Below are 22,181 nucleotides of genomic sequence, written 5' to 3' on the forward strand. Positions count from 1 at the left end.
TTATGCGGGGGAATCATATTCAGGAAGAGGAATACACCATGGAAGGCGACCTAATTCCCGGCACACCAGAGGCTGACAATCTGATCGGGACACCCGACAACGACACCATCAACGGCGAAGCGGGTAATGACAGCCTCAACGGTGGCGCGGGCGACGACATTCTCGATGGTGGGCCCGGCAATGACACGATCGATGGCGGAGCAGGGTTCGATACTGCGGTGTTTTCCGGCGCCGCGTCGAATTACGACTCCGGCCTGAACGAGAGCAACCAGCGCATCCTCACCAACACGATGACTGGTGAGGTCGATACGCTGGCCAATATCCAGCGGCTCCAGTTCGATGACAGGTCCACGGATGTGCTGCTCAACCCGGACAATACCAGCCCGGGTCTCTTGCGTGGCCTCGGCGGGGATTTCGGCTTTGGCGAGGATTTTCTGGATCGCAACGATGATGGATCGACGACGCAGATCGACATCACGCCGATCTTCGAGGATGGGCTTAACTTCTTCGGCACGGTCTATTCGGGGCTTTGGATCAACAATAACGGCTCCGTCACCTTCGTCAATTCCCGCAGCACCTTCACGCCTGACGTGATCACCGGCGTGTCGAACAATCCCGAAATCACGCCGTTCTTTGCGGATGTGGACACCCGCGGCGGCGAGGTTGCGCCGACACCGGGCGGCAACTCGCAAGGTTCGAACCTCGTTCATTGGGATTTCAACACGCTTGGGGATCAGTTGATCGTGACCTGGGACGATGTGGGCTATTTCGGCTCGCGTACCGACCTGCTCAACGCCTTCCAACTGATCCTGACTGACCGCGGCAATGGCGATTTCGACATCCAGTTCCGCTACGAGGATGTCAACTGGACCACTGGCAATGCGAGCGGTGGCGCCAATGGCCTTGGTGGGACGGTGGCGCGGGCCGGGTTCACCGCAGGCACCGGCGAGGAGGGCGAATTCTTTGAACTGCCGCAATCGGGCAGTCAGGATGACATGCTCAGCCTTGATGCGATCCCCGGAAATAGCGGTTTGACCGGCATCTGGGAGTTCTCGGTGCGCAACGGTGGCGTCGTGGAGTCAATAGTGCCTCTTCTGCCGGCCGTGGGGGCCGGGGGCTGGGTCAGCGGCGATCCGCATCTCGCCACGCTGGACGGGGTCGGCTACGACTTTCAGGCGGCGGGTGAATTCGTGCTTCTGCGCGGAACCGACAGCGATTTCGAGCTGCAGGCCCGCATGGTGCCGGTGGCCGAGAATGTCAGCGTCAATCAGGCGATCGCCACGAGACTTGGCGGCACTGCGGTGATGATCGACGCGAATGACGCGACCCCGCTCTCGATTGGCGGCGTGGCCACCGAGATCGAGGATTTCGGCTTTGTCGCGGTCGGCAATGACCGGATCTTCCGCGAGGGCGACACCTACACGATTGTCTATGCCGGGGCCGATGGCACCGTCGGCGATGGCGACAGCCAGGTGCGGGTTGCGGTACGTGAGGGCCGGGTCGATATCGACGTGCGCCTCAACGAGGAGCTTCTCGGGCGGCTCGAGGGTCTGCTCGGCGATGGCGATGGCGATCCCGCCAACGATGTCGCCCGCGCCGATGGCACGGTCTTGGCGCGGCCGTTCACCTTTGGCGATCTCTATGGCCAGTTCCGCGAGGATTGGCGCGTGAGCTCGGAGGCCGACAGCCTCTTCACATATGACAACGGCGAGAGCCTCGACGGTTTTTACCTGCCGGAATTCCCCGGCGAGATCGTCGGCCTCGACACCCTCGATCCGGCGGTGTTCGACGCGGCGCGGCAAGCGGCGCTTGATGCGGGACTGACCGAGGGCACGCCGAACTTCAACAATGCCGTGCTCGACTTTGCCCTGACAGATGATGCCTCGTTCCTGACCTCCGCCAGTGAAGTGCCGGCAACGGTCACCGAAGCGGTCGAGACCGATGACCCGGTTGCACTGACCCTGACGGGAACGTCCGGCGATGATTTGCTGCTTGGATCGCCGTTGAATGATACGATCACCGGTTCGGGCAGTAATGACACGATCGAGGGTCGTGATGGCGATGACCTGATCAATACCGGCTCTGGGTTCGATCTAGTCGAGGCCGGGGGCGGCGATGATCTGGTGCAGGGTCTGAACGGCTTTGACACGCTCAACGGTGGCGCGGGCAATGACACGTTGCAGGGTAATTTCGGCAATGATGAGCTCAATGGCGGCGACGGCGATGACGAGTTGCAGGGCGGCGTCGGCTTTGACGTGCTGCGCGGCGACGCGGGCAATGACCTGCTGGTCGGGCGCGACGGGTTCGACACGCTTGAGGGGGGCGCGGGCAATGATACGCTTCAGGGCAATGCCGGCGATGACAGCCTCTCGGGTGGCGATGACGACGATCTGCTGATTGGCGGCATCGGCTCGGACGTGATGAACGGCGACGCGGGTAACGATCTGTTGCAAGGTCTGGGCGGGTTCGACACGCTCGACGGCGGCGATGGGGCCGACACGCTGCAGGGCAACAATCTCGACGACCTGCTCAATGGCGGCGACGGCGACGACCTGCTCGAGGGCGGGCTGGCCAATGACGTGCTCAACGGCGATGCGGGCAACGACACGCTCGAGGGCGGCAACGGGTTCGACCTGCTCAATGGCGGCGACGGCGACGACCGGCTCGAGGGCAACGCGGGCAATGACACGCTCGACGGTGGTGCGGGCGACGATGTGCTGCGCGGCGGGCTGGGGGCGGATACTTTCGTGTTCCGCGTGGGCTCGGGCAACGATCGGATCGTGGATAAGGGCATCGTGGACTCGGTTGCGCTCGATGCGGAACTGCTGGGTGGCGGCAGCCCCGACCCGGCGGATCTGCGGGACATTTCCTCGCTCGACGCGGACGGCTTCCTGCTGCTCGATTTCGGGGGCGGCGACACGCTTACCTTTACCGGCATCACCAATACCAATGCCATCCTCGATGATGTGAGCTTCATCTGAGGTCAGAGGCGAATGGACCGGCGGCGCGGGTCGCCGGTCCCACCCGCAAATGTGAGCGGATCTGTACAGTCAGCCGCACCATCCCTTATGAAATAACATCGCCGTCACTACGGGACGGCATATCTGCGTCGTGGCTTCACTTGCCCATTCGAGGATGCTAGACTTATTCCCGATACGGGGGGTCGCCTAGGGTTCTGCCCCCGTAAGGTCAGCGCCGAACGTTTTCTTAACAGTTTGACCATAGGACCGGATCGGCATACCCGGCTTTCGCGAGCCATCACCGCGGTCCAGTCGCAGTTTTCCGGGGCATCCCGTCATGGCCTTCAACATCACTTTCGATTACCGCTTCGACAGCACCGGCTTCTTTGCCGACGACACACGCAGGCAGGCCCTGGAAGAGGCCGGGGCGATATGGGAGAGCCTGATCGCGGATGAGTTCGACGACGTGCCTGCCGGGACGTCCTTCAGCCTGCGTGACCCTTCTACCGGAGCGCGACGCGCGGTGACGCTGACCGAGGAGATCGACGATCTGCTTATCTTCGTCGGGGCGACCGATTTGCCGGGGCGCACCCTCGCCAATGCCGGTCCGGACGGGTTCGATGCGCAGGGTGACGCCTTCAGCCGCCGCGTTTCGTCCGACTTTCGCGACATCGGTCCGATCACGGATTTCGAGCCTTGGGCGGGAACGATCGCCTTCGATGCTGCGGCGGACTGGAGCTTTCGGTTGGATGCGGCCCAGTCCGGGCGGCCTGACTTCATCAGCGTTGCGCTACACGAGATCGGCCATATCCTCGGGATCGGCACCAGCGCCGCCTTTGAGGCTCTGGTGGCGAACGGCATGTTCGACGGGGTCAATGCCCGCGCGGCCAATGGCGGGCAACCCTTGCCGCTGGAGCGCGACCTGTCTCATGTGCAGGACGGGTTCGCCGATGACACGGTGCTGTTCGACCCGATCCTGACCAACGGCAGACGCATGCTGCCGGGCGACATTGACCTTGCCATGCTTGCCGATATCGGGTTCGAGGTCGAAGGGTTCGTGACCCAGGGCAGCACCCCGCCGCTTACCTCCGACGGCGATGACGACCCGGTGTTCGGCACCCTGCTGGGGGATGTCATCGACGGGATGGCGGGCAATGACCGCATCATCGGACAAGCGGGCGACGACACGCTTCTGGGCTCGGCGGGAGGCGATACGCTCTTTGCAAGCGCAGGCGCGGATTTGCTCAACGGCGGAACTGGCGACGATTTTCTTAGCGGCGGCGACGATGCGGACACGCTCGTCGGCGGGCCCGGCAGCGATACATTGGTCGGCGGCAGCGGCGTCGATCTCTTCGAGATCCGGACCGGGGACGGCTCCGCCACGATCAACGATTTCGACCTCGCGACCGAGGTGCTGTTCCTGCCCCAGTCCGGCTTTGCCTCGGTCACCGACGCGCTCGCAGCGATCAGCAAGCAGTTCAGCAATGTCTCGCGCCTGACCCTGCCCGACGGGACCTTTGTCGATGTCTTTCACGCCAGCGTCACCGGCACACCGCTTGAGGCGCACCATATAGAACTGGAGGGGCAACCGACGCGTTTCGACGTCACGGGCAACGCTCCGGCTCAGGACCCTGATTTCCGGTTGGAGGCGCAGCGTGACGGCGATGTGCTCTCCGTCCGGGTCCTGAATGCGGGACCAGCCATCACGGCCGCCTCATTCGAAGCGGCGCTCGATTTCGTCGTCGAGGGCGTGACCGTGGATGATCTGCGTCTCGGGGGGGATGGAACCCTGTCATCTGGCAATCAGCGTGTCGACACCGCTCTCTCGATCACGGTGACAGGATCCCTCGCGGGCCCGGTTGCGACCGGTGCGCCCCTGGTGACAGTCGATTTCACCGTGAGTGACAGTTTCAGCCTGGCCTCCGCAGACCTGTCCCTGACGGTCGAGGGGCAGCCTCAAGTCATTGCGGGTCTTGATGGGCCGATCAGCAACGACGCCCCCACCGGCACGGTGACGATCAGCGGTGTGGCGGCAGAGGAGCAGACCCTGACGGCCTCGAATGATCTGGCGGATGCGGACGGGCTTGGAGAGGTCAGCTACCGGTGGCAGCGCGACGGCGCGGATATCGCCGGGGCGACGGAGGCGAGCTACACGCTGACCCAGGCCGATGTGGGCACGGCGATCACGGTGGTGGCCATCTATGTCGACGGTGCAGGCACGCAGGAGAGCGTGCGCTCTGCGGCAACCGATCCGGTGGCGAATGTCAACGATCTGCCCACCGGCGCGGTGATGATCTCGGGCACAGCGGCGCGGGGCGCGGTGCTGACCGCCGAAACCGGAAGCCTCGCCGATGCCGACGGGCTGGGCGCGTTCCGCTTTCAATGGTGGGCCGATGGCACCGCGATCGCGGGGGCCACGGCGGCGACATTCACCCCGGGAGAGGCGCAGCTTGGCGCGGCGATCAGCGTTTTGGTCAGCTATACCGACGGGTTCGGCACGGAGGAGAGCCTGACCAGTGCCGCGACGGGGGCGGTCGCCCCGGGGGCCGCGCGCCTCGGCAGTCCGGGGCCCGACACCCTTTCGGGCGGCAGCGGCAACGACACCATTCTGGCCGGGGCTGGCAATGACACGATCGACGGCGGCGACGGCGATGACGTGATCAATACCGGCATCGGTTTCGACCTGGTGGACGCCGGGGCTGGCGATGATCTGGTGCAGGGTCTGAACGGCTTCGACACACTGAATGGCGGCACCGGCAATGACACGTTGCAGGGTAATTTCGGCAATGATGAGCTCAATGGCGGCGACGGCGATGACGAGTTGCAGGGCGGCGTCGGCTTTGACGTGCTGCGCGGCGACGCGGGCGATGACCTGCTGGTCGGGCGCGACGGGTTCGACACGCTCGAGGGCGGCACCGGTCAGGACACGTTGCAGGGCAATGCCGGCAATGATGAGCTGAATGGCGGCGAAGACGACGACCTGCTGATCGGCGGCATCGGCTCGGACGTGATGAGTGGCGATGCGGGTGACGACCTGTTGCAGGGCCAGGGCGGGTTCGACACGCTGAATGGCGGCGACGGCAATGACACGCTGCAGGGCAACAACAGCGACGATCTGCTCAATGGCGGCGCGGGCGACGACCGGCTCGAGGGCGGCTTTGCCAATGACGTGCTCAACGGCGATGCGGGCAACGACACGCTTTTGGGCGGCAACGGGTTCGACCTGCTCAATGGCGGCGACGGCGACGACCTGCTTGAGGGCAACGCGGGCAATGACACGCTCGACGGTGGTGCGGGCGACGATGTGCTGCGCGGCGGGCTGGGGGCGGATACTTTCGTGTTCCGCCTAGGCTCGGGCAACGACCGGGTGGCGGATCTGGGCAATGTGGATTCGATCGAACTCGAGGCGGCGCTCTTGGGCGGCGGTGCGCCCGAGCCGGCGGATTTGATCCCCTTCGCGACCCGCGACGCGGACGGCTTCCTGCTGCTCGATTTCGGGGGTGGCGACACGCTCACCTTCACCGGCATCACCAATACCAATGCCATCCTCGATGATGTGAGCTTTATCTGAAAACGCGGCACGCTCTGCGCAATCTGATCCCGACAGGCCATGGGTGTCGAGGTCGGATGGCGTCGCGGTAAGCGGCGAAGGCTTCGCCATCCGTCGCACCTTTGATGACCCACGGAGCGATCAGTGCCCCCGCGCCAAGACCCGCGATGAAGGTCTGTGTCCCCCATGATCCGAAGGGCGCATCCATGACCAGTCGTTCACCCCGCTGTGACCAGCCTCGTTGGCGGCTCAGGTTGGTTTTGACTGAGGTTTCGTCAATAAAGACAACGTGGTCCGGTCTGGTCGAGACGGCTGGCAGGCGATGCTTGATCCAATCGTTGCGTTGCTTTCTTACCCTTGCGCGGCGTCGCTCGGTCGCGACCAACGTCTTTTTTTATACGTAAATCCGAGCTTGCGTAAGAACCGGCCAATCGCATCCGGGTGGGCCTGAACGCCAGTCGCATCTGCCAGCGCACCGGCCAGCTCGGGCATGGTCATGTCGCCATTCTGATCAATCAGTCCGATCAGAAAGGAGCGATGCGGATCAAGCTTGCCCTTGCCGCAGGCCTCTTTCACGCCGCGTATCCACCACCAGTGGTTGCCCGATGAGATCCGCATCGAAGAGGGGGTCAACCTCGACACGCCGGGGTTACTTGTCTCGTCTCGCTAAAGGCTGCCCAACGTATTACCGATCAGCCCTAAGCGCGGGCAGGCCTACACCGGTGGCGTCAAATCCACCGTCAGAGGCGATCACTTGACCGGTGACATAACTGGCGCGCTCGCTGCTAAGGAAGCAGACAATATTGGCGATTTCGCGTTCCGTTCCATAACGGTTGAGTGGGATCGCATCGTGGTAGGCGGCGCGTATTTCTGGTGAGTGGACAGCCAGGGCAAGTTTTGTGTCCACAGGTCCGGGGCAGACGCAATTTGCCCGCACCCCGACTTCGCCAAGCTCTGCTGCCTGCTGTTTGGTCAAATGGATCACCGCGGCCTTGGACGTGCCATAGGCGACGCGCAAGGTTGAGGCCCGTAAGCCAGAGATTGATGCGATGTTGACGATAGCTCCGCCTCTGGCTGACAGCAGCGGTAGACAGCCTTGGGACATGAGAAACACACCATCAAGGTTGGTTTCCATCACGCGCCGCCAGCGGGTGAAGTCGGTTTCGGCCAGCGGCCCGAAATCAGCGACGCCTGCGTTGTTCACCAAAATGTCGAGGCGTCCGCAGGTCTGTTCAACCTCTGCGATGGCTTGGGCGACTTGCTGCGGAATCGAAACGTCACAGGTGATCGCCAGCGCGCCGGGTAAGGTCGCCGCAGCGCTTGCCAGCTCATCTGCATCGCGGTCAAGCATGACGACGCGTCGGCCCTCAGCGTGGAAGAGGGATGCAGTCGCAAGGCCGATACCGCGTGCGGCACCTGTAATCAGGGCGATAGTATCGTTCATTTCAACACCTCGGGTAGGAACAGGGACAAATTAGGGATCGCGGCCACGATGGCAAGACCGATGACGCTGATGAGCAGAAACGGCAAGGCGGCACGGGCGATACGCTCTAGCGGTTGTCGCGTGATGTTGGCAGCGACGTAAAGGTTAATACCGACCGGCGGTGTGATGAGACCGATGGCAAGGTTTACCATCACCAGCACGCCGAACCACACCGGATCCCAGCCAAGCTCTCGCACTACAGGCATGAAGATCGGGAGCGAAATGAACATCACTGTGACGGGGTCCATGAACATCCCCGCAATCAACAGGATCAACATGATGACCATCAAGATCACTGCGCCATTGTCCGACAGGCCGAGCAGTTGGCCGGAATATTGACCGACAAGGTCCTCGACGGTGACGACCCAGCCAAATAGGCTGGCGTAGGCGACAACCAGCATGACCACAGCCGAAGAGGAGGCAGCTTCGGTCAGTGCGTCATAAAGCGCGCGCACCGATAGCGTGCGATAGGCGAAAGCACCGACTGCTATGGCATAGACTGTGGCGACCAGAGCGGCCTCAGTAGGTGTGAAGATGCCCGAATAGATACCGCCGAGGATCACAACCGGTGTCATCAAGCCCCAGAACGACTCCCGAAAGCTTTGACCAAGGTCGCGCCAGTAGCCGTTGCTGGGAGGGGCGGGGGAAAGCTTGTCCAGCCCCTCACGGTTTGTCGACTTGCTAAAGGGCAGGACGACCAGCATGAGGGCCCCCATAAAGAGGCCGGGTATAATCGCCGCTATAAAGAGGGCAGAGATCGAAGTTTCGGCGATGACGCCATAAATCACGAGGCCGATGGACGGGGGGATGACGATAGAGAATGCGGCACCCGTGCAGACAAGGGCGGCGGCGGTGGCACGGGGGTAGCCGTCTTCTTGCATACCCTTGACGATCATAGGGCCGATGGCCGCCACAGAGGCAGGGCCGGAGCCTGAAACAGCACCCCAAAACAGGCAAACCACAGTGCCAACCACCCCCATGCCACCGGGCAGGTTGCCGATCAGAATACGGAAAAACCGGATCATGCGTTCTGCGATGCCCAACGTCCCCATGAGCGTCCCCGCGAGGATGAAGAAGGGGATGGCCAGCAAAGCGTATTTAGCGATGCCAGTGGCGATCAGGTCGCCTGCAAGATCGAAGCCGAACCCGATTTGCCACATCGCAAACATGGCCGATAGGCCGAGCGCGAAAGCCACGGGAACGCGCAGCGCCATGAGCAGGAAAAAGGCCACGATCATCTGCGTGCCTGCACCCAAATTCAGGATATCAGACACTTGGAGTCGCCTGTGTTTCTTGCCGTGGCGGATTCCACGTCTCCGCCGCGTGTTGCAGGTAGCGGATAATGACGAGGGCAAAGCCGAAGGGCAGGCCGATTTGATACCACCACGCAGGCACGCCGAGGGCATAGCTGCGGATGCCGCTGTCTATCTGGTTCACCAATGTAGCCCAGGAAAACCAAGCCGAAGCCGCAAGCAGCATGACTGAGAGGATCACCGACAGCACAAAAACCACACGGGCTGCGGGCCGAGGCAAGAAATCCTGTACAATCGTCACCGCCAGATGCTGCCCGCGTCGCGCCGCGATGGCAGCGCCGAAAACGGTCAACAGCAGAAAACCGTTGGTCAACAACTCTTCTGAGGCGGCAAAGGAATAATGCGTAGCGTATCGGACCACGACGTTGATAAAACCGATAAGCGTCATGCCAAGGAACAGCAGGGCGCAGACGATCTTTTCGAATTCTTGCAGCACAAACCGCATGGCTTTAACTCTCCCCGGATCGACACGGCCCTATAGCAGGGCCGTGTCGTGGCCTTAGTTCGCGGGAGTCGCGGCGATGGCGTCTTGAAAGCTGCCGACGATGTCGGTGCCGACTTTGGCGGCCCAAGTGTCGAACGCAGGTTTGGTCGCTTCGCGGAAGGCGGTTAGCTCTTCGTCCGAAGGCTCGTAGACTTCCATTCCCTTATCGCGCAGGAATGCGACGCCTTCGGCGGTGCCTTTACGGGTAATCTCGCGCTGGTATTCCATCGCCTCGGTCGCTGCCGCACGCATCTGTTCTTGGGTGTCCGCATCCAGATCTGCCCAAACCTCGCTAGAGACACCAAGGAAGATCGGGTCATAGGAGTAATGCCACGCAGTAAGGTGTTTTTGCACTTCAAACACCTGCTGAGGAATGATTACCGCACCGATTGGGTTTTCCTGCCCGTCGACGACACCTTGCTGAAGCGCGGTTATCGTCTCACCCCATTGCATTTGCTGTGGATTGGCACCGAGGGCGTTCATCACATCAATATACATCGGCCCAGCCACACGCATGTTAAGCCCCTTCATGTCTTCGGGGGTTTTGATCGGGCGGACGTTGTTGGTGACTTCGCGAAACCCATTTTCGCCCCAAGCCAAAACTTCGATGCCCTTGTCGCGCAAGATATTCTCAAGAAGCTTTGCCGGTTCGCCTTGGGTGGTCGCATCAACCTGATCGTAATTTGCATAGAGATAGGGCAGTGAGAAGACGGCCATTTCAGGCACCAGCGGGGTTACGTTAATCGCCGAGGTGACAACGAGGTCAAGCGCGCCGCGGCCCACCATTTCGGCTTGTTTCATCTGGTCGCCGCCAGAGAGTTGGGCATTTGGGAAGACACGAACATCGTAATTGCCATCGGTCTTGTCAGACAAAAGCTCGCCAAATTTCTCGGCACCCTTGTGCCAAGTCGTAGTGTCACCAGTGTTATGAGACAGGCGCAGAGTTTCGGCATGTGCCGCGCCCAAAAAAGCGCTTGTAGCTAAAATAGTGGCCAATGCGGCCTTTGAGATCAACTTCATGGTGGTTCCTCCCTCATTGAGCCACAATGTGGAACAGAATTCGAAGTTATGGGCAAGATATTTCTTGCAATTATCTGCGGAATGCGCAGGTCTTTGGGTGAAAACTTCGGGTAAGTGGAAGGTTGAGGTCCATATTATGAATGGCGGCGATCAGGCGGCTTCCGCCAGCGGCAGCCAAGCGGTGGACCGCGCATTGGCTCTGTTACAGATTACCGGGCGTGGTGCGGGGCGTGGCGTGACGCTGTCGGAGTTGATCGCAGCTTCTGGTCTGGGCAAGCCTACGGTGCGTCGACTGATGCTGGCACTGATCCGGCGCGGTCTGGTGGAACAAGACAGTGCCACTCGGCTCTATTTTCTGGGAGAGGAGAGCTATGTCCTCGGAACCTTGGCGACACCGCGCCATGGGCTGTTGGAGATTGCCGCAGATGCGGTTGTGCGGCTTGCCGAAGTGAGCGGCGATACGGCCTTCGTCAGCATGCGGCGCGGCTCTGCTTCGGTTTGCCTGCACCGCGAAGACGGGGCTTTCCCGATCCGCACCCATGCTCTTGAGACAGGTGCGCAGCATCCACTTGGGATCGGGGCAGGTTCGCTCGCTATGCTGAGCGCACTGCCGGATGCAGAGGTCGAAATGGTGCTCTCAGACAACGCTGAGAGGATGGCTTCGGATTACCCGAATTATGATGCGGAACTGCTGCGCAGCGACGTGGCCACGACGCGGGCGCGGGGGTTTGCATTGAACCCCGGTCGAATCGTACCCGGTAGTTGGGGGGTCGGTGTGGTCTTGCGTCGTCCGGACGGGTCGGTCGCCGGGGCCATGTCAATTGCAGCGATCGAGAGCCGCATGCTGCCACCGCGTGATACGGAACTGGCCACTTTGCTGGCCCGCGAGGCACGAGAGATTGAAGTACGGTTGGCACGGCGCATGCCGCAAGCGGCCCTAGAGGAGGACTGACAATGACAGACCCTTATATTGTGGGCTGGGCCCATAACGCCTTTGGCAAAAGCGAAGCCCCGGACACAGAGGCGCTGATGGCCGAGGTCACGGGCCCGGCGCTGGACCATGCGGGTGTGGCGGCCGAAGACGTTGATGGGCTCTTCGTCGGTGTGTTCAACAACGGATTTTCGGATCAAGATTTTCAGGGCGCGCTGGTGGGTATGGGCAATGAGGCATTGGCCCGTGTGCCTGCCACTCGTTATGAAAACGCTTGCGCCACCGGATCAGCTGCACTGCATGGGGCGATGGATTTCATCGCCAGTGGCCGCGGCAAGATCGCACTCGTTGTAGGGGCCGAGAAGATGACCGCCACGCCGGGAGTGGAGGTTGGTGACATACTGCTGGGCGCCTCTTACCGGCGCGAAGAAGCGGATGTGCGTGGTGGGTTTGCCGGACTATTTGGGCAGATCGCGGGAAGCTACTTTCAGCGCTACGGCGACCAATCCGAAGCGCTGGCGATGATTGCCGCCAAAAACCATCACAACGGATTGCAGAACCCTTTTGCCCATATGCAGCGGGATTTCGATGTGGCCTTTTGCAATACTGTGTCGGAGAAGAACCCCCTCGTCGCGGGGCCCTTGCGGCGCACTGATTGTTCGCTGGTCTCGGATGGCGCGGCAGCGATGGTATTAGCTGCGCCCGAAGTTGCGGCCCAGTTACAGCGCGCGATCCGCTTCCGCGCTCGAAGCCATACCAACGAGCCCCTGGCCCTGTCGCGCCGCGACATCACCCGATTTGACGGTGCAAGGCGAGCGTGGGAGCAGGCTTTTGCAGCAGGTGGCGTGACGCTGGACGATCTGAGCCTTGTTGAGACCCATGACTGTTTCACCGTTGCAGAACTGTTGGAATATGAGGCGATGGGATTGACCGAGCCGGGGCAGGGGGCGCGTGCCATCCGCGAAGGCTGGACGGCCAAAGACGGACGGCTGCCGGTAAACCCCTCAGGTGGGCTAAAGTCCAAGGGGCATCCCATCGGGGCGACAGGCGTGTCGATGCATGTGATGGCCGCGATGCAGTTGATGGGCGAAGCGAGTGGCATGCAGGTCTCAGATGCAGAGCTTGCCGGGGTGTTCAATATGGGCGGGGCAGCGGTGGCGTCTTATGCCTCAATTCTTGAGCGGCTCGCATGATGCAGCCTGTTTCAACCCGCGTCATGAACCTTTCGCAGTTTTTGACCGACTCTGCGCGGCGTAACCCCGACAGCATCGGTCTTGTCTGGGGAGAAGAGACTTGGCGCTGGACCGAGTTAGAGGCGCGCGCGACCGCCTTTGCTGCCGCTTTGCGCGACCGCTTTGGGATGCGCAAGGGGGACCGCTTGCTGGTGCAATCCGCCAATTGTAACCAGATGTTCGAAGCCGCTTTCGCCTGTTGGAAACTCGGTTGCGTCTGGGTGCCCGCTAATTTCCGCCAAACGCCGGAAGAGGTGGCTTGGCTCGCCGCGTCTTCGGGTGCAAAGGGGTTGTTGGCGGGGGCCGAATTTGCAGAGCATATCGCTGCCTGCAACGATGTTGCCTTTACCGTGTCAATTGGCGGCACGGGCCAAGATGACTACGATACGCTCGTCGGTGCTTTTGCGGGTGTCGCGGTCACCACGGCCACCGTGGACCGTGACGACCCTGCGTGGTTCTTCTTTACATCTGGCACGACTGGAAAGCCGAAGGCAGCTGTTCTGACGCACGGTCAATTGGCCTTCGTCATCACCAACCATCTATGTGATCTGATGCCGGGGACGGGGCCAGATGATGTCTCTATCGTTGTGGCTCCGTTGTCTCATGGGGCGGGGATTCACCAGTTGACGCAGGTGGCGCATGGGGCCAAAACCATCCTCCCTGGCGGGTCCAAATTCGATCCTGCCGAGATCTGGCGTCTGATCGCCAAATGGCGCGTTACGAACGCATTCACGGTGCCGACGATTGTAAAGATGCTGGTTGAGCATCCTTCCGTTCACGAGCACGACCATTCCAGCCTGCGCTATATGATCTATGCTGGAGCACCAATGTACCGGGCTGATCAGATCCGTGCGATTGAGGTTGTAGGCCCAGTACTGGTGCAATATTTCGGGTTGGGCGAAGTTACTGGCAACATCACTGTGCTGCCGCCGGTCCATCACTCTGCTGACGACACCTCAATGCGGATCGGGACCTGCGGCTTTGCGCGGACAGGGATGCAGGTTCAGGTGCAAGACGCCGAAGGTCACGAAGTGGCACCGGGTGAGACCGGAGAGGTTGCGGTTATCGGCCCGGCTGTCTTTGCCGGATATTACAACAACCCCGAGGCCAATGCCAAAGCGTTCCGCAACAGCTGGTTTCTGACTGGCGACCTTGGCCATATGGACGCTGAGGGGTTCCTTTATCTGACGGACCGGGCGTCGGATATGTATATTTCGGGCGGCTCAAACATCTATCCGCGTGAGATTGAAGAGAAGATATTGCAACATCCGGGCATCAGCGAATGCGCTGTTCTGGGGATGCCGGACCCGACATGGGGCGAGGTCGGTATCGCCGTCTGCGTCGCGCAGGACAATGCGCCTGAGGCTGCCGCTTTGTTGGAATGGTTGGGGGCAAAAATGCCGCGGTATAAGATGCCCAAAACCGTCGTGTTCTGGGATGAGATGCCAAAATCTGGCTATGGGAAGATCACCAAGAAACTGATCAGAGCCGAACTGGCATCTCGCGGGGAATTTGCGAATGTCTGAGGTGCGGATGTTGCAGCATCCCGGCCCGGCCGCGGAGGAACGGATTTGCGCGGTGCCGTGCCGGGCGACTCATCGACGGGTAAAGTTGAGGGCCGGGACCACAATCTTGCAGGCGATGACCAAAGCAGCGGGCGGTGCAGGTGCTTGGTTTGATTTGGCTGAGTTACCAGTCCGGCAGCTCACCTTCGTCCGGCCTGCACCGGCCTCAGATGATCGCCATGTGGCGTGGTACAGTCGTGAGACAGTGTTGCGGGATGCCGTGATCCAGCAGGCCGGTGCGCATCTGGGCCGACGAGATGGTGAACCCTTCGCGCATGTTCATGGTATGTGGACCGACCAAAACGGAGCCTGTCACGCGGGGCACCTTTTGGCTGAGAAAACGATCCTATCTGCTGATCACATCGTCGATGTTTGGCAGCTAGAGGGCGCCTTGTTTGAAAGTGCGTTGGACGTTGAGACGGGGTTCAACTTGTTTCGCCCGATTATCACTCAACAGGTTGGCAATCCAAATGCGGTGCTTGGAACGATCCGGCCAAACGAGCTGATTGAAGAAGGCATAGCAAAATGCGCGGCCGCCACTGAACTGTCGGCAACCACCGTGAAAGGCCTTGGGAGCTTGGCCGGCACGCAATTGGAGGGACAATTAGCCCTGAACGATGTTGCAACCGAGGTTCTTCTTCTGGGTGCCGACGGCCTCAGCGTGATTGCCGTCGGCTTTGAAGGCGCTCCCATCACTGGAGAGATGGCTCCGCTCTCAAACCGAGTCTGTGTGACGTTTGAGGTGCTTTTGCTATCACACGCAGAGTGAATGCCGCCCTTGATCCGATTCAACGACAGCCGCTTGACCAAAGACTGTCACCTATAATGCTCTTCGCTTAGGTATTCGCGCAGCTCAAAGCCCGTTGTTTAGATTTGAACCTGATCCGCCGACCACCATCTCGGCCAGCGGCTTCTGTAAATGCCGCATTCGAAGGCCTGACAGAAGCACGCACTCGATCACTACCTAGGTGCAGACGCAGGCCCGGTGTCCCCGTGGAAGCGACGCGATGGCTGTGCCCCGAGTGACGCGGGTGCCAATCGATCATGGGTCAGGCGACTTTCAGAACGATCTTGCCGATATGGGCCGAGCTTTCCATCCGGGCATGCGCCTCCGAGGCATCGGCCAAAGCGTATTCGCTGTCCATCACCGGACCAATCCGACCGGAGGCGAGATGAGGCCAGACCTCGGTCTCCAACGCGCGGGCGATGGCCGTCTTGGCCGCCGGCGATTGCGGTCGCAGGGTGGAGCCGGTGATCGTCAGACGACGGGTCATGACTTGTGTCATGTTCAGCTCGACCTCCGGCCCTTGCAGGAACGCGATCTGTACCAAACGTCCGTCATCGGCCAACGCATCCAGATTGCGCGCGATATATGGCCCGCCAACCATATCGAGGATCAGATCTGCACCGCCTTCGGCCCTGAGCACCTCGACGAAATCAGCCTCACGGTAATTTAGTGCCTGGTCTGCCCCGAGGTCCAGGCATGACTGGCATTTCGAAACCGATCCGGCAGTCGTGAAAACGCGGGCGCCGTGCAATGCGGCGAGCTGGATGGCGACGGTGCCGATACCGGATGAGCCGCCATGTACGAGAAACCGTTCCCCGGCCTTCAGACCGCCGCGCATGAAGACATTCGTCCAAACGGTGAAGAAGGTCTCGCATAGGGCGGCCGCGCGATCCATCGACATGCCGTCGGGCACGGGAAGAGCATGGTCGGCGTCGGTCACGGCATATTCGGCATATCCCCCGCCGGGCAGGAGTGCAGCCACGGCATCGCCGACGGACCAGCGGGTGACCCCGTCGCCGATGGCGGCAACATGGCCGGACGCCTCGAGCCCCGGCAAGGGCGACGCATCGGGGGGCGGCGCGTAATTGCCCGCACGTTGCAGCGCGTCGGGGCGGTTGACCCCGGCATAGGCGATGCGGACGAGAATTTGCCCCGGACCGGGGCGTGGGACCGGCGCGGTTGCGGGCTTCAACACCTCCGGCCCGCCATATTCGGAAATTTCAACGACGGTCATCTCGGAGGGGATCTGCATCGGGGGTCACTTTCGTAAAGTCAGTTTGGAGGTGGCAACGTCGCATTGCGCGCGACGCTGCCGTGTTTGAGGTCGGGCCGATTAGGCGCGTCCGGTCACCCTGAGAAACTCGTGCAACATCTCGCCGACGCGACCGCTGTATTTCGGATCCTGTTCAGAGTAGTCGTCGACGACTTCGAGTGAATACTGCCGCAGGTTGTCCTGCGCCTGCTGGTCGAGCTGGACCAGTTCACCGCCCATTTCCGCGAAATCCCGCTTGCGCAGCAAGTCCTGATGCAGGAAATGCGCGGATGCATCGGCAGACGTGGCGCGCACAATTTCGTTGAACGTCGCCTTCAGATCGTCGCCGAGGGCATTCCAGGGTTCGAGACCGACCATCACTTCGCCGTTGAGATGGCCCAAAAGGTCCGGCTCAATGATGTATTTGTTCACTTCTTGGAAGTTCATGCCCCAGCCGGTGGAGGTGGAGCCCCAATGCGCGCCTTCGACCACACCGGTCTGCAGCGCCTGGTAAAGTTCCCCTCCCGGGATCGAAACTGGCGCAGCGCCCATCTTGGCGAAGACCAGGGCAGCGGCCCCGGTCGAGCGGACGCGCCAGCCCGAGAAGTCCTCGGTCGTGACCAGCGGCTTGTTGGAATAGAGTGTAAGGCCGGAATAAGACACTGGGCCGGCCTGATAGACACCTTGTTCGGCATAGGCTTCGCGGATCACGTCGATGGCGCCCATTTCGTAGAAGAAGGCGTGCATTTCCTCGTGACGGTCCCAGGCCCCGATATGGCCGTTTAGATGGCCCGCGACAGGGATCCGGCCGATCCAGTAGGCGGGATAGATGAAGGCGCTCTCGAGCAGACCGCGGCGCACCGCGTTCAGCACTTCGCCGGTCGGAACGATGCCGTCATTCTGCACCGGGGTGATGGTCAGCTCTCCGCCGGTCGCTTCGGTGACGCGGTTGCAGAATTTCACGAAGACATCTTCGTAATACCAGTTGCCGGTCGGCCAATGGGTTTGCATCCGCCACGTGATGCCGCCCTGCGCGATGGCGGGCGGTGCGGCTAGGGTCGTCGCCGCGGCGGCTCCTGCGCTGGCCGCAAAGAAGCCACGGCGGGACATCGGTTTTGTCTTGATGGTCATGGTCGTCTCCTCCTCTGGATTTGGTCTTGTCGGATCACCGGATTGGAATGTCGGTGAATGTGGTGATGGTTTCTGGCACTAGGAAAATCAGCGCGCCGGTAATCAGCATCAGGATCAGGAACGGGGCCACGGCGCGGTAGATCGCGGTGATCGGCGTCTTGGGGCTCAGGCTCTTGAGATAGAACAGGTTGTAGCCGAAAGGGGGCGAAATATAGCCGATACACAGGTTCAACTGGAACAGGATGCAGAACCAGATCGGATCGAAGCCAAGCTCGATCACGATCGGAAAGAAAATCGGCAGAACAAGCAAAATGATCCCGACCGGATCGAGGAACATGCCCAATATCAGCGTGATCAGCTGCATGATCAGGATCATGATCAGCGGGTGGACGTCCATGCCGCCAAGCGCTGCGGTCATGAAGGTGGTTCCGCCACCGCCGCCATAGATGGCGATGAAAGCCGAAGCGCCGAAAACGATCCAGATCACCATTCCCGTCATGGAGGCAGTGGCATGGCTGACCTCGCAAATATACTTGAGCGTCAACTCTCCGCGAATAGCCACGGACATGACGACGAAAGCTGCACCAACCGCCGCCGCCTCGGTCGGGGTGGCGATCCCTGCGAAGATCGAGATCAGAACCGACAGGATGATGATCAGCGGCAAAATCACCGATCTCAACGCAGATAGCCTTTCGCGCAAAGGTGCGCGAAACTCTGCCCCGGGTGCGAGGTCGGGCGAAAGGCGCGCACGGATCGCGACATAGAGCATGAAGACCACCAACAAGAGCAACCCCGCGACAAGTCCGCCCATGAACAGGCGGCCGACGGACTGACCGGTCTGCATCCCGATGAGGATCAACGTGATTGATGGCGGGATCATGATGCCGAGCGTGCCCGACGCGCCGATGGTGCCCAGCACGAAGCTGCGGTCGTAGCCGCGCTTGTCCATTGCGGGAATGCCCACCAGCCCGGTTGTCACCGTCGAGGCGGCACAGCTTCCGGTCATGGCCGACAGGGTCGCAGCAAAGCCCGACGTTCCGAGCAGCAGCCCTCCCGGGGTCCGCCCCGACCATAAGAAAAACGCGTGATAAAGATCGTTGGCAATGCGGGACTTGGCCAAGGCCACACCGATGAAGACGAACAGCGGAACCGCTGACAGAAGGATCGACCACATGTTGCCGAACATGGTGGTTACGATGGAATACATGCCGTTCTGCCCGAACATGGCCAGACCGAAGATCACCGCCGTGCCGCCCATGGCGAAGGACAGCGAGACGCCCGCGATGATCGAGATCAGCAGGAGGCCGAACATGCCGATGGTAAGAAGTTCAGGGCTCATGCCACTCCGCTCCGTTTGACGTCTGCATAGGGGTTGATGATCAGAACAATCGACCTGATCGCCTCGGCGATCCCTTGAACGGTGATCAGCAAAGACCCCAGGAACAGAGAGAGCTTGATCGGCCACATCGGATGACCGAGCGCGCTGTCGTCATGCTCGTTGAAGGACCACGCGTCTTCGAAAAAGAGCCAGCCTTCTTGGGTCAGGACAACGCCCCACAGGATGAGGAAAGCACAGTTCAGAAGGTCCAGACCCGCATTCACACGTGGCGATCGCGTATTGAGGAAAATGTCGACCCGCACGTGGTCCCGCTTGATGAGCGTGTACGCTCCGACCAGGACGAAATACGCGCCGAAGATGCGTTGCGTATAGCCATGCGCCCAGAGCGTCGGCTGTCCGAACCCATATCGCGCGACAACTTCGAAGCACAGCACCACGATGCCTGCGTAGATGAGGAAACTGACGGTCTTGCCGATGAAGATGTTAATTTCGTCGATCAGTCTCAGAAGGATCATGAGAGGACTCCGGTCCTGGAAGGGGCGCCCGCGATAACCTCGCGGGCACGGGCGGCGAAGCGGGGGGCCAGTGCGCCCAGGCTGGCGGCCTCGGGCGACGCCGCGCTGCCGGCCTCGGCCCGGGCGGCGATGCCGACGAAGATCACGGCGAACCGAAACAACGCGAAGGCGATGTGAAACGGCTGCAACGAAGCTGTCGGGATCGCGTGTGCGTGGTATTCGGCAACGAAGGCCTCTTGCGTCGGGATACCCGCGGCTTCCCAATCGGTGCCAAGCAGGCCTCCGTATTCGTCGGGCGAGGAGTGCCAGGGCATCACGCAATATCCCAGGTCGGCCAAGGGATGCCCCAGTGTGGACAATTCCCAGTCCAGAACGGCGATGACGCGCGGTTCGGTCGGATGGATCATCAAATTGCCCAACCGGAAATCGCCATGTGCGATGGAGGTCGCGCCATCGTCCGGGGGCATGTTGTCGTTCAACCAACCAATCACGTGGTCAAGATCGGCGATGCGCGGGCTGCCGGATTCGGCATACTGGCGGCTCCATCGGGCGATTTGTCGGGCAAAGTAATTGCCGGGCTTGCCGTAATCGCCCAGACCCACAGCCTCGGGGCGCACGGCGTGCAGCCGCGCCAGCGTGCGCGCCATGTCGAGGTAGATCTCGTGGCGTTCCTCCGGGGTCAGATCCGGCAGGGTGCAATCGGCAAAGACCCGGCCCTCGAGCCGTTCCATAACATAGAACGGGGTGCCGAGGATTCCGGCATCCTCTTCGAGATGGAGCATCTTCGGCACGGGCACATCTGTGTGCGACAGCGCCTCCTGCACCCGGTATTCGCGTTCGATCGCGTGCGCTCCGGGCAGCGTCGGACCGGCGGGCTTACCGCGCAGGACCAGACGGAGATCACCCCGGGTGACGAACCATGTCGGGTTCGACTGTCCGCCGCTGATCCGCTGCGTCTCGGGATCTCCGGCCCCCGGCCAGCGCACGGACAGCCAGGCGCGCAGCGCCGCGTGGTCGAGCCCGGTCATATGACCTCCCTCTCGCGGGCGCGGTCGCGCAGAAGAAATTTCTGGATCTTCCCGGTGGCCGTGCGGGGCAGGGGGCCGAAGACGAACCGTTTCGGCCGTTTGAACCCCGCGAGGTTTTCCCGGCAAAACCTATCGAGCATCGGGCCGTCGCAGGTGCTTCCGGTCTTGAGCTCGACAAAGGCGCAAGGCACTTCGCCCCATTTGTCATCCGGCGCGGCGACGACCGCCGCCAAGAGCACCTCCGGGTGCCGCTGAAGGACCGCTTCGAGTTCCAGACTCGAGACATTTTCCCCACCCGAGATGATGATATCCTTGGCGCGGTCGCGGATCTCGATCTGTCCGTCGGGATGCATCACCGCCAGATCGCCGGTGTGAAAGACACCGTTGCGAAAGGCCGTCTCGGTCGCCTCCGGGTCGCGGTAGTACCCGGCCATGACGGTGTTGCCCGCAAGCACGATCTCACCCATGCTCTGGCCATCGGCAGGCACGTCGCGGCCGGTTTCGTCAACCACGCGGGCGCGTCCGGCGGTCAGGTGACGCAGACCCTGCCGGGCGAGGTCGCGGGCGCGGTCGTCAAGCGAGCCCGGCGCGTCGGGCCCCGGATCGTTCAGCGTAGCTGGGCCATAGCTTTCGGTCAGCCCGTATAGATGGTTGAGGTCGAAGCCCAGCCGTTCGAGCCCGGACAGAAGCGCCGGCGTCGGAGCGGCACCGCCCGTGCCCACCTTGACCCGGCGCGACACCGGCCCGTCCGCATGATCGAGCAGCATGTAAAGGACCACCGGCGCGCAGCACATATGCGTCACCTCGCGTGTCACGATGGTTTCCAGGATCAGCGCGGGATCGACCCGGTCGAGGCAGACATGCAGGCCGCCCGCCGCCGTCACGGCCCAGGTGTGGCACCAGCCGTTGCAATGGAACATCGGCAGGGTCCAGAGATAACGGCTGTCCGGGGTCAGCCCTAGCGCCAGCACGTTTCCGAGTGCGTTCAGGCAGGCACCGCGATGGCTGTAGACCACGCCCTTGGGGCGTCCGGTGGTGCCCGACGTGTAATTGAGGGTGATGGCCTGATGTTCGTCCCGGACCCCGGCTGTCAGGTCGAGCGGCGGCACCGGGCCGTGAAAGAAGTTGAGGCCGGTTCTGTCGTCCGGATCGTCGCACAGGTAATGCACCGGCACCCCGGTTCCCGCCCCGTTTGCGTCGGTTGCGCGTTCGACCAACAAGATCTGGGCGCCGGAATGGTTCAGGATATAGGCCACTTCGGACGGATCGAGCCGCGTGTTGACTGTGTTGAGAACCGCGCCCAGCGACGGCACGGCGAAATGCGCGGCCAGCATCTCGGGTCGGTTCGTCAGGCAGACCGAAACGACATCCCCGACGCCGACGCCCTGGTCCCGCAGCCAGGCCGCCATGCGCGCCACCATCGCGCCGAACTCGGCATAGCTCCAGACCCGGTCGCGCCACGCCACGCCCGGCCGCGCGCCATGCACGTCGAGGGTCCGGGCCAGCAGATCGACCGGAGTCAGCGGGCACGAATTGGCCGCGCGGGCCGTCAGATGCGGATCGGTGAACATTGCGCCTCCTCCCAAAGTCG

General features: G+C 61.7%; 18 protein-coding genes. 6 read left to right on the top strand and 12 right to left on the bottom strand.

Features of this window, described 5'->3' with window-relative positions:
- The first annotated feature begins 38 nt into the window (after positions 1 to 38).
- Both BHD06_RS24255 and BHD06_RS09120 read left to right on the top strand, forming a co-directional pair.
- Entirely contained in the window at positions 39 to 2,981 is a 2,943-nt protein-coding gene (locus BHD06_RS24255; protein WP_303245680.1) for a nidogen-like domain-containing protein, read from the top strand.
- Between the two features lie 316 nt (positions 2,982 to 3,297).
- On the top strand, positions 3,298 to 6,531 hold the full coding sequence (locus BHD06_RS09120; RefSeq protein WP_080456679.1) for a matrixin family metalloprotease: 3,234 nt from the start codon (positions 3,298 to 3,300) through the stop codon (positions 6,529 to 6,531).
- Here the strand turns inward: BHD06_RS09120 and BHD06_RS24720 are convergent.
- The 6 genes from BHD06_RS24720 to BHD06_RS09150 form a co-directional block, all read right to left on the bottom strand.
- A complete protein-coding gene (locus BHD06_RS24720; RefSeq protein ID WP_080456680.1) occupies positions 6,524 to 6,895 on the bottom strand; it encodes a transposase in 372 nt (123 codons plus the stop codon). The genes BHD06_RS09120 and BHD06_RS24720 overlap by 8 nt on opposite strands.
- Positions 6,862 to 7,086 (bottom strand): hypothetical protein, encoded by a 225-nt coding sequence (locus BHD06_RS09130; RefSeq protein ID WP_176214319.1) that lies wholly within the window; start codon positions 7,084 to 7,086, stop codon positions 6,862 to 6,864. The genes BHD06_RS24720 and BHD06_RS09130 overlap by 34 nt, the downstream gene beginning before the upstream one ends.
- Before the next feature lie 109 nt (positions 7,087 to 7,195).
- Positions 7,196 to 7,954, bottom strand: coding sequence for an SDR family NAD(P)-dependent oxidoreductase (locus BHD06_RS09135; RefSeq protein WP_080456681.1), 759 nt, complete (start codon positions 7,952 to 7,954; stop codon positions 7,196 to 7,198).
- Complete coding sequence (locus tag BHD06_RS09140; protein WP_254892368.1) at positions 7,951 to 9,231, bottom strand: TRAP transporter large permease; 1,281 nt, start codon at positions 9,229 to 9,231, stop codon at positions 7,951 to 7,953. Before BHD06_RS09140 ends, BHD06_RS09135 begins: the two co-directional genes overlap by 4 nt.
- 28 nt (positions 9,232 to 9,259) lie before the next feature.
- The gene (locus BHD06_RS09145) at positions 9,260 to 9,751 is read right to left on the bottom strand and encodes a TRAP transporter small permease (RefSeq protein ID WP_080456683.1); all 492 of its coding nucleotides are present in this window, start codon (positions 9,749 to 9,751) and stop codon (positions 9,260 to 9,262) included.
- 54 nt (positions 9,752 to 9,805) lie between these two features.
- Positions 9,806 to 10,810: a DctP family TRAP transporter solute-binding subunit gene (locus BHD06_RS09150; protein WP_080456684.1), complete on the bottom strand. Its 1,005-nt coding sequence runs from the start codon at positions 10,808 to 10,810 to the stop codon at positions 9,806 to 9,808.
- 97 nt (positions 10,811 to 10,907) lie between these two features.
- Here BHD06_RS09150 and BHD06_RS09155 point away from each other — a divergent pair, with 97 nt between their 5' ends.
- The 4 genes from BHD06_RS09155 to BHD06_RS09170 all read left to right on the top strand — a co-directional run bounded on the left by BHD06_RS09155 (position 10,908) and on the right by BHD06_RS09170 (position 15,307).
- Entirely contained in the window at positions 10,908 to 11,762 is an 855-nt protein-coding gene (locus BHD06_RS09155; protein ID WP_307718125.1) for an IclR family transcriptional regulator, read from the top strand.
- Positions 11,763 to 11,764: 2 nt separating this feature from the next.
- A complete protein-coding gene (locus BHD06_RS09160; RefSeq protein WP_080456686.1) occupies positions 11,765 to 12,934 on the top strand; it encodes an acetyl-CoA acetyltransferase in 1,170 nt (389 codons plus the stop codon).
- Positions 12,931 to 14,499 (top strand): acyl-CoA synthetase, encoded by a 1,569-nt coding sequence (locus BHD06_RS09165; RefSeq protein WP_080456687.1) that lies wholly within the window; start codon positions 12,931 to 12,933, stop codon positions 14,497 to 14,499. The genes BHD06_RS09160 and BHD06_RS09165 overlap by 4 nt, the downstream gene beginning before the upstream one ends.
- Positions 14,500 to 14,614: 115 nt before the next feature.
- Positions 14,615 to 15,307: a hypothetical protein gene (locus tag BHD06_RS09170; protein ID WP_254892369.1), complete on the top strand. Its 693-nt coding sequence runs from the start codon at positions 14,615 to 14,617 to the stop codon at positions 15,305 to 15,307.
- A gap of 280 nt (positions 15,308 to 15,587) precedes the next feature.
- On the opposite strand, the gene BHD06_RS09175 is transcribed toward BHD06_RS09170, so the two are convergent.
- The 6 genes from BHD06_RS09175 to BHD06_RS09200 form a co-directional block, all read right to left on the bottom strand.
- A complete protein-coding gene (locus BHD06_RS09175; RefSeq protein WP_080456689.1) occupies positions 15,588 to 16,577 on the bottom strand; it encodes an NAD(P)H-quinone oxidoreductase in 990 nt (329 codons plus the stop codon).
- Positions 16,578 to 16,658: 81 nt separating this feature from the next.
- Complete coding sequence (locus tag BHD06_RS09180; protein WP_080456690.1) at positions 16,659 to 17,708, bottom strand: TRAP transporter substrate-binding protein; 1,050 nt, start codon at positions 17,706 to 17,708, stop codon at positions 16,659 to 16,661.
- Positions 17,709 to 17,742: 34 nt separating this feature from the next.
- Positions 17,743 to 19,047 (bottom strand): TRAP transporter large permease subunit, encoded by a 1,305-nt coding sequence (locus BHD06_RS09185; protein ID WP_080456691.1) that lies wholly within the window; start codon positions 19,045 to 19,047, stop codon positions 17,743 to 17,745.
- Entirely contained in the window at positions 19,044 to 19,562 is a 519-nt protein-coding gene (locus tag BHD06_RS09190; protein WP_254892362.1) for a TRAP transporter small permease subunit, read from the bottom strand. The genes BHD06_RS09185 and BHD06_RS09190 overlap by 4 nt, the downstream gene beginning before the upstream one ends.
- A complete protein-coding gene (locus BHD06_RS09195) occupies positions 19,559 to 20,590 on the bottom strand; it encodes a phosphotransferase family protein (protein WP_080456692.1) in 1,032 nt (343 codons plus the stop codon). The genes BHD06_RS09190 and BHD06_RS09195 overlap by 4 nt, the downstream gene beginning before the upstream one ends.
- A complete protein-coding gene (locus BHD06_RS09200; RefSeq protein WP_080456693.1) occupies positions 20,587 to 22,161 on the bottom strand; it encodes an AMP-binding protein in 1,575 nt (524 codons plus the stop codon). Before BHD06_RS09200 ends, BHD06_RS09195 begins: the two co-directional genes overlap by 4 nt.
- Positions 22,162 to 22,181 lie beyond the last annotated feature (20 nt).

It is taken from the genome of Roseovarius sp. A-2, from assembly GCF_002072155.1.
Classification (GTDB): domain Bacteria; phylum Pseudomonadota; class Alphaproteobacteria; order Rhodobacterales; family Rhodobacteraceae; genus Roseovarius.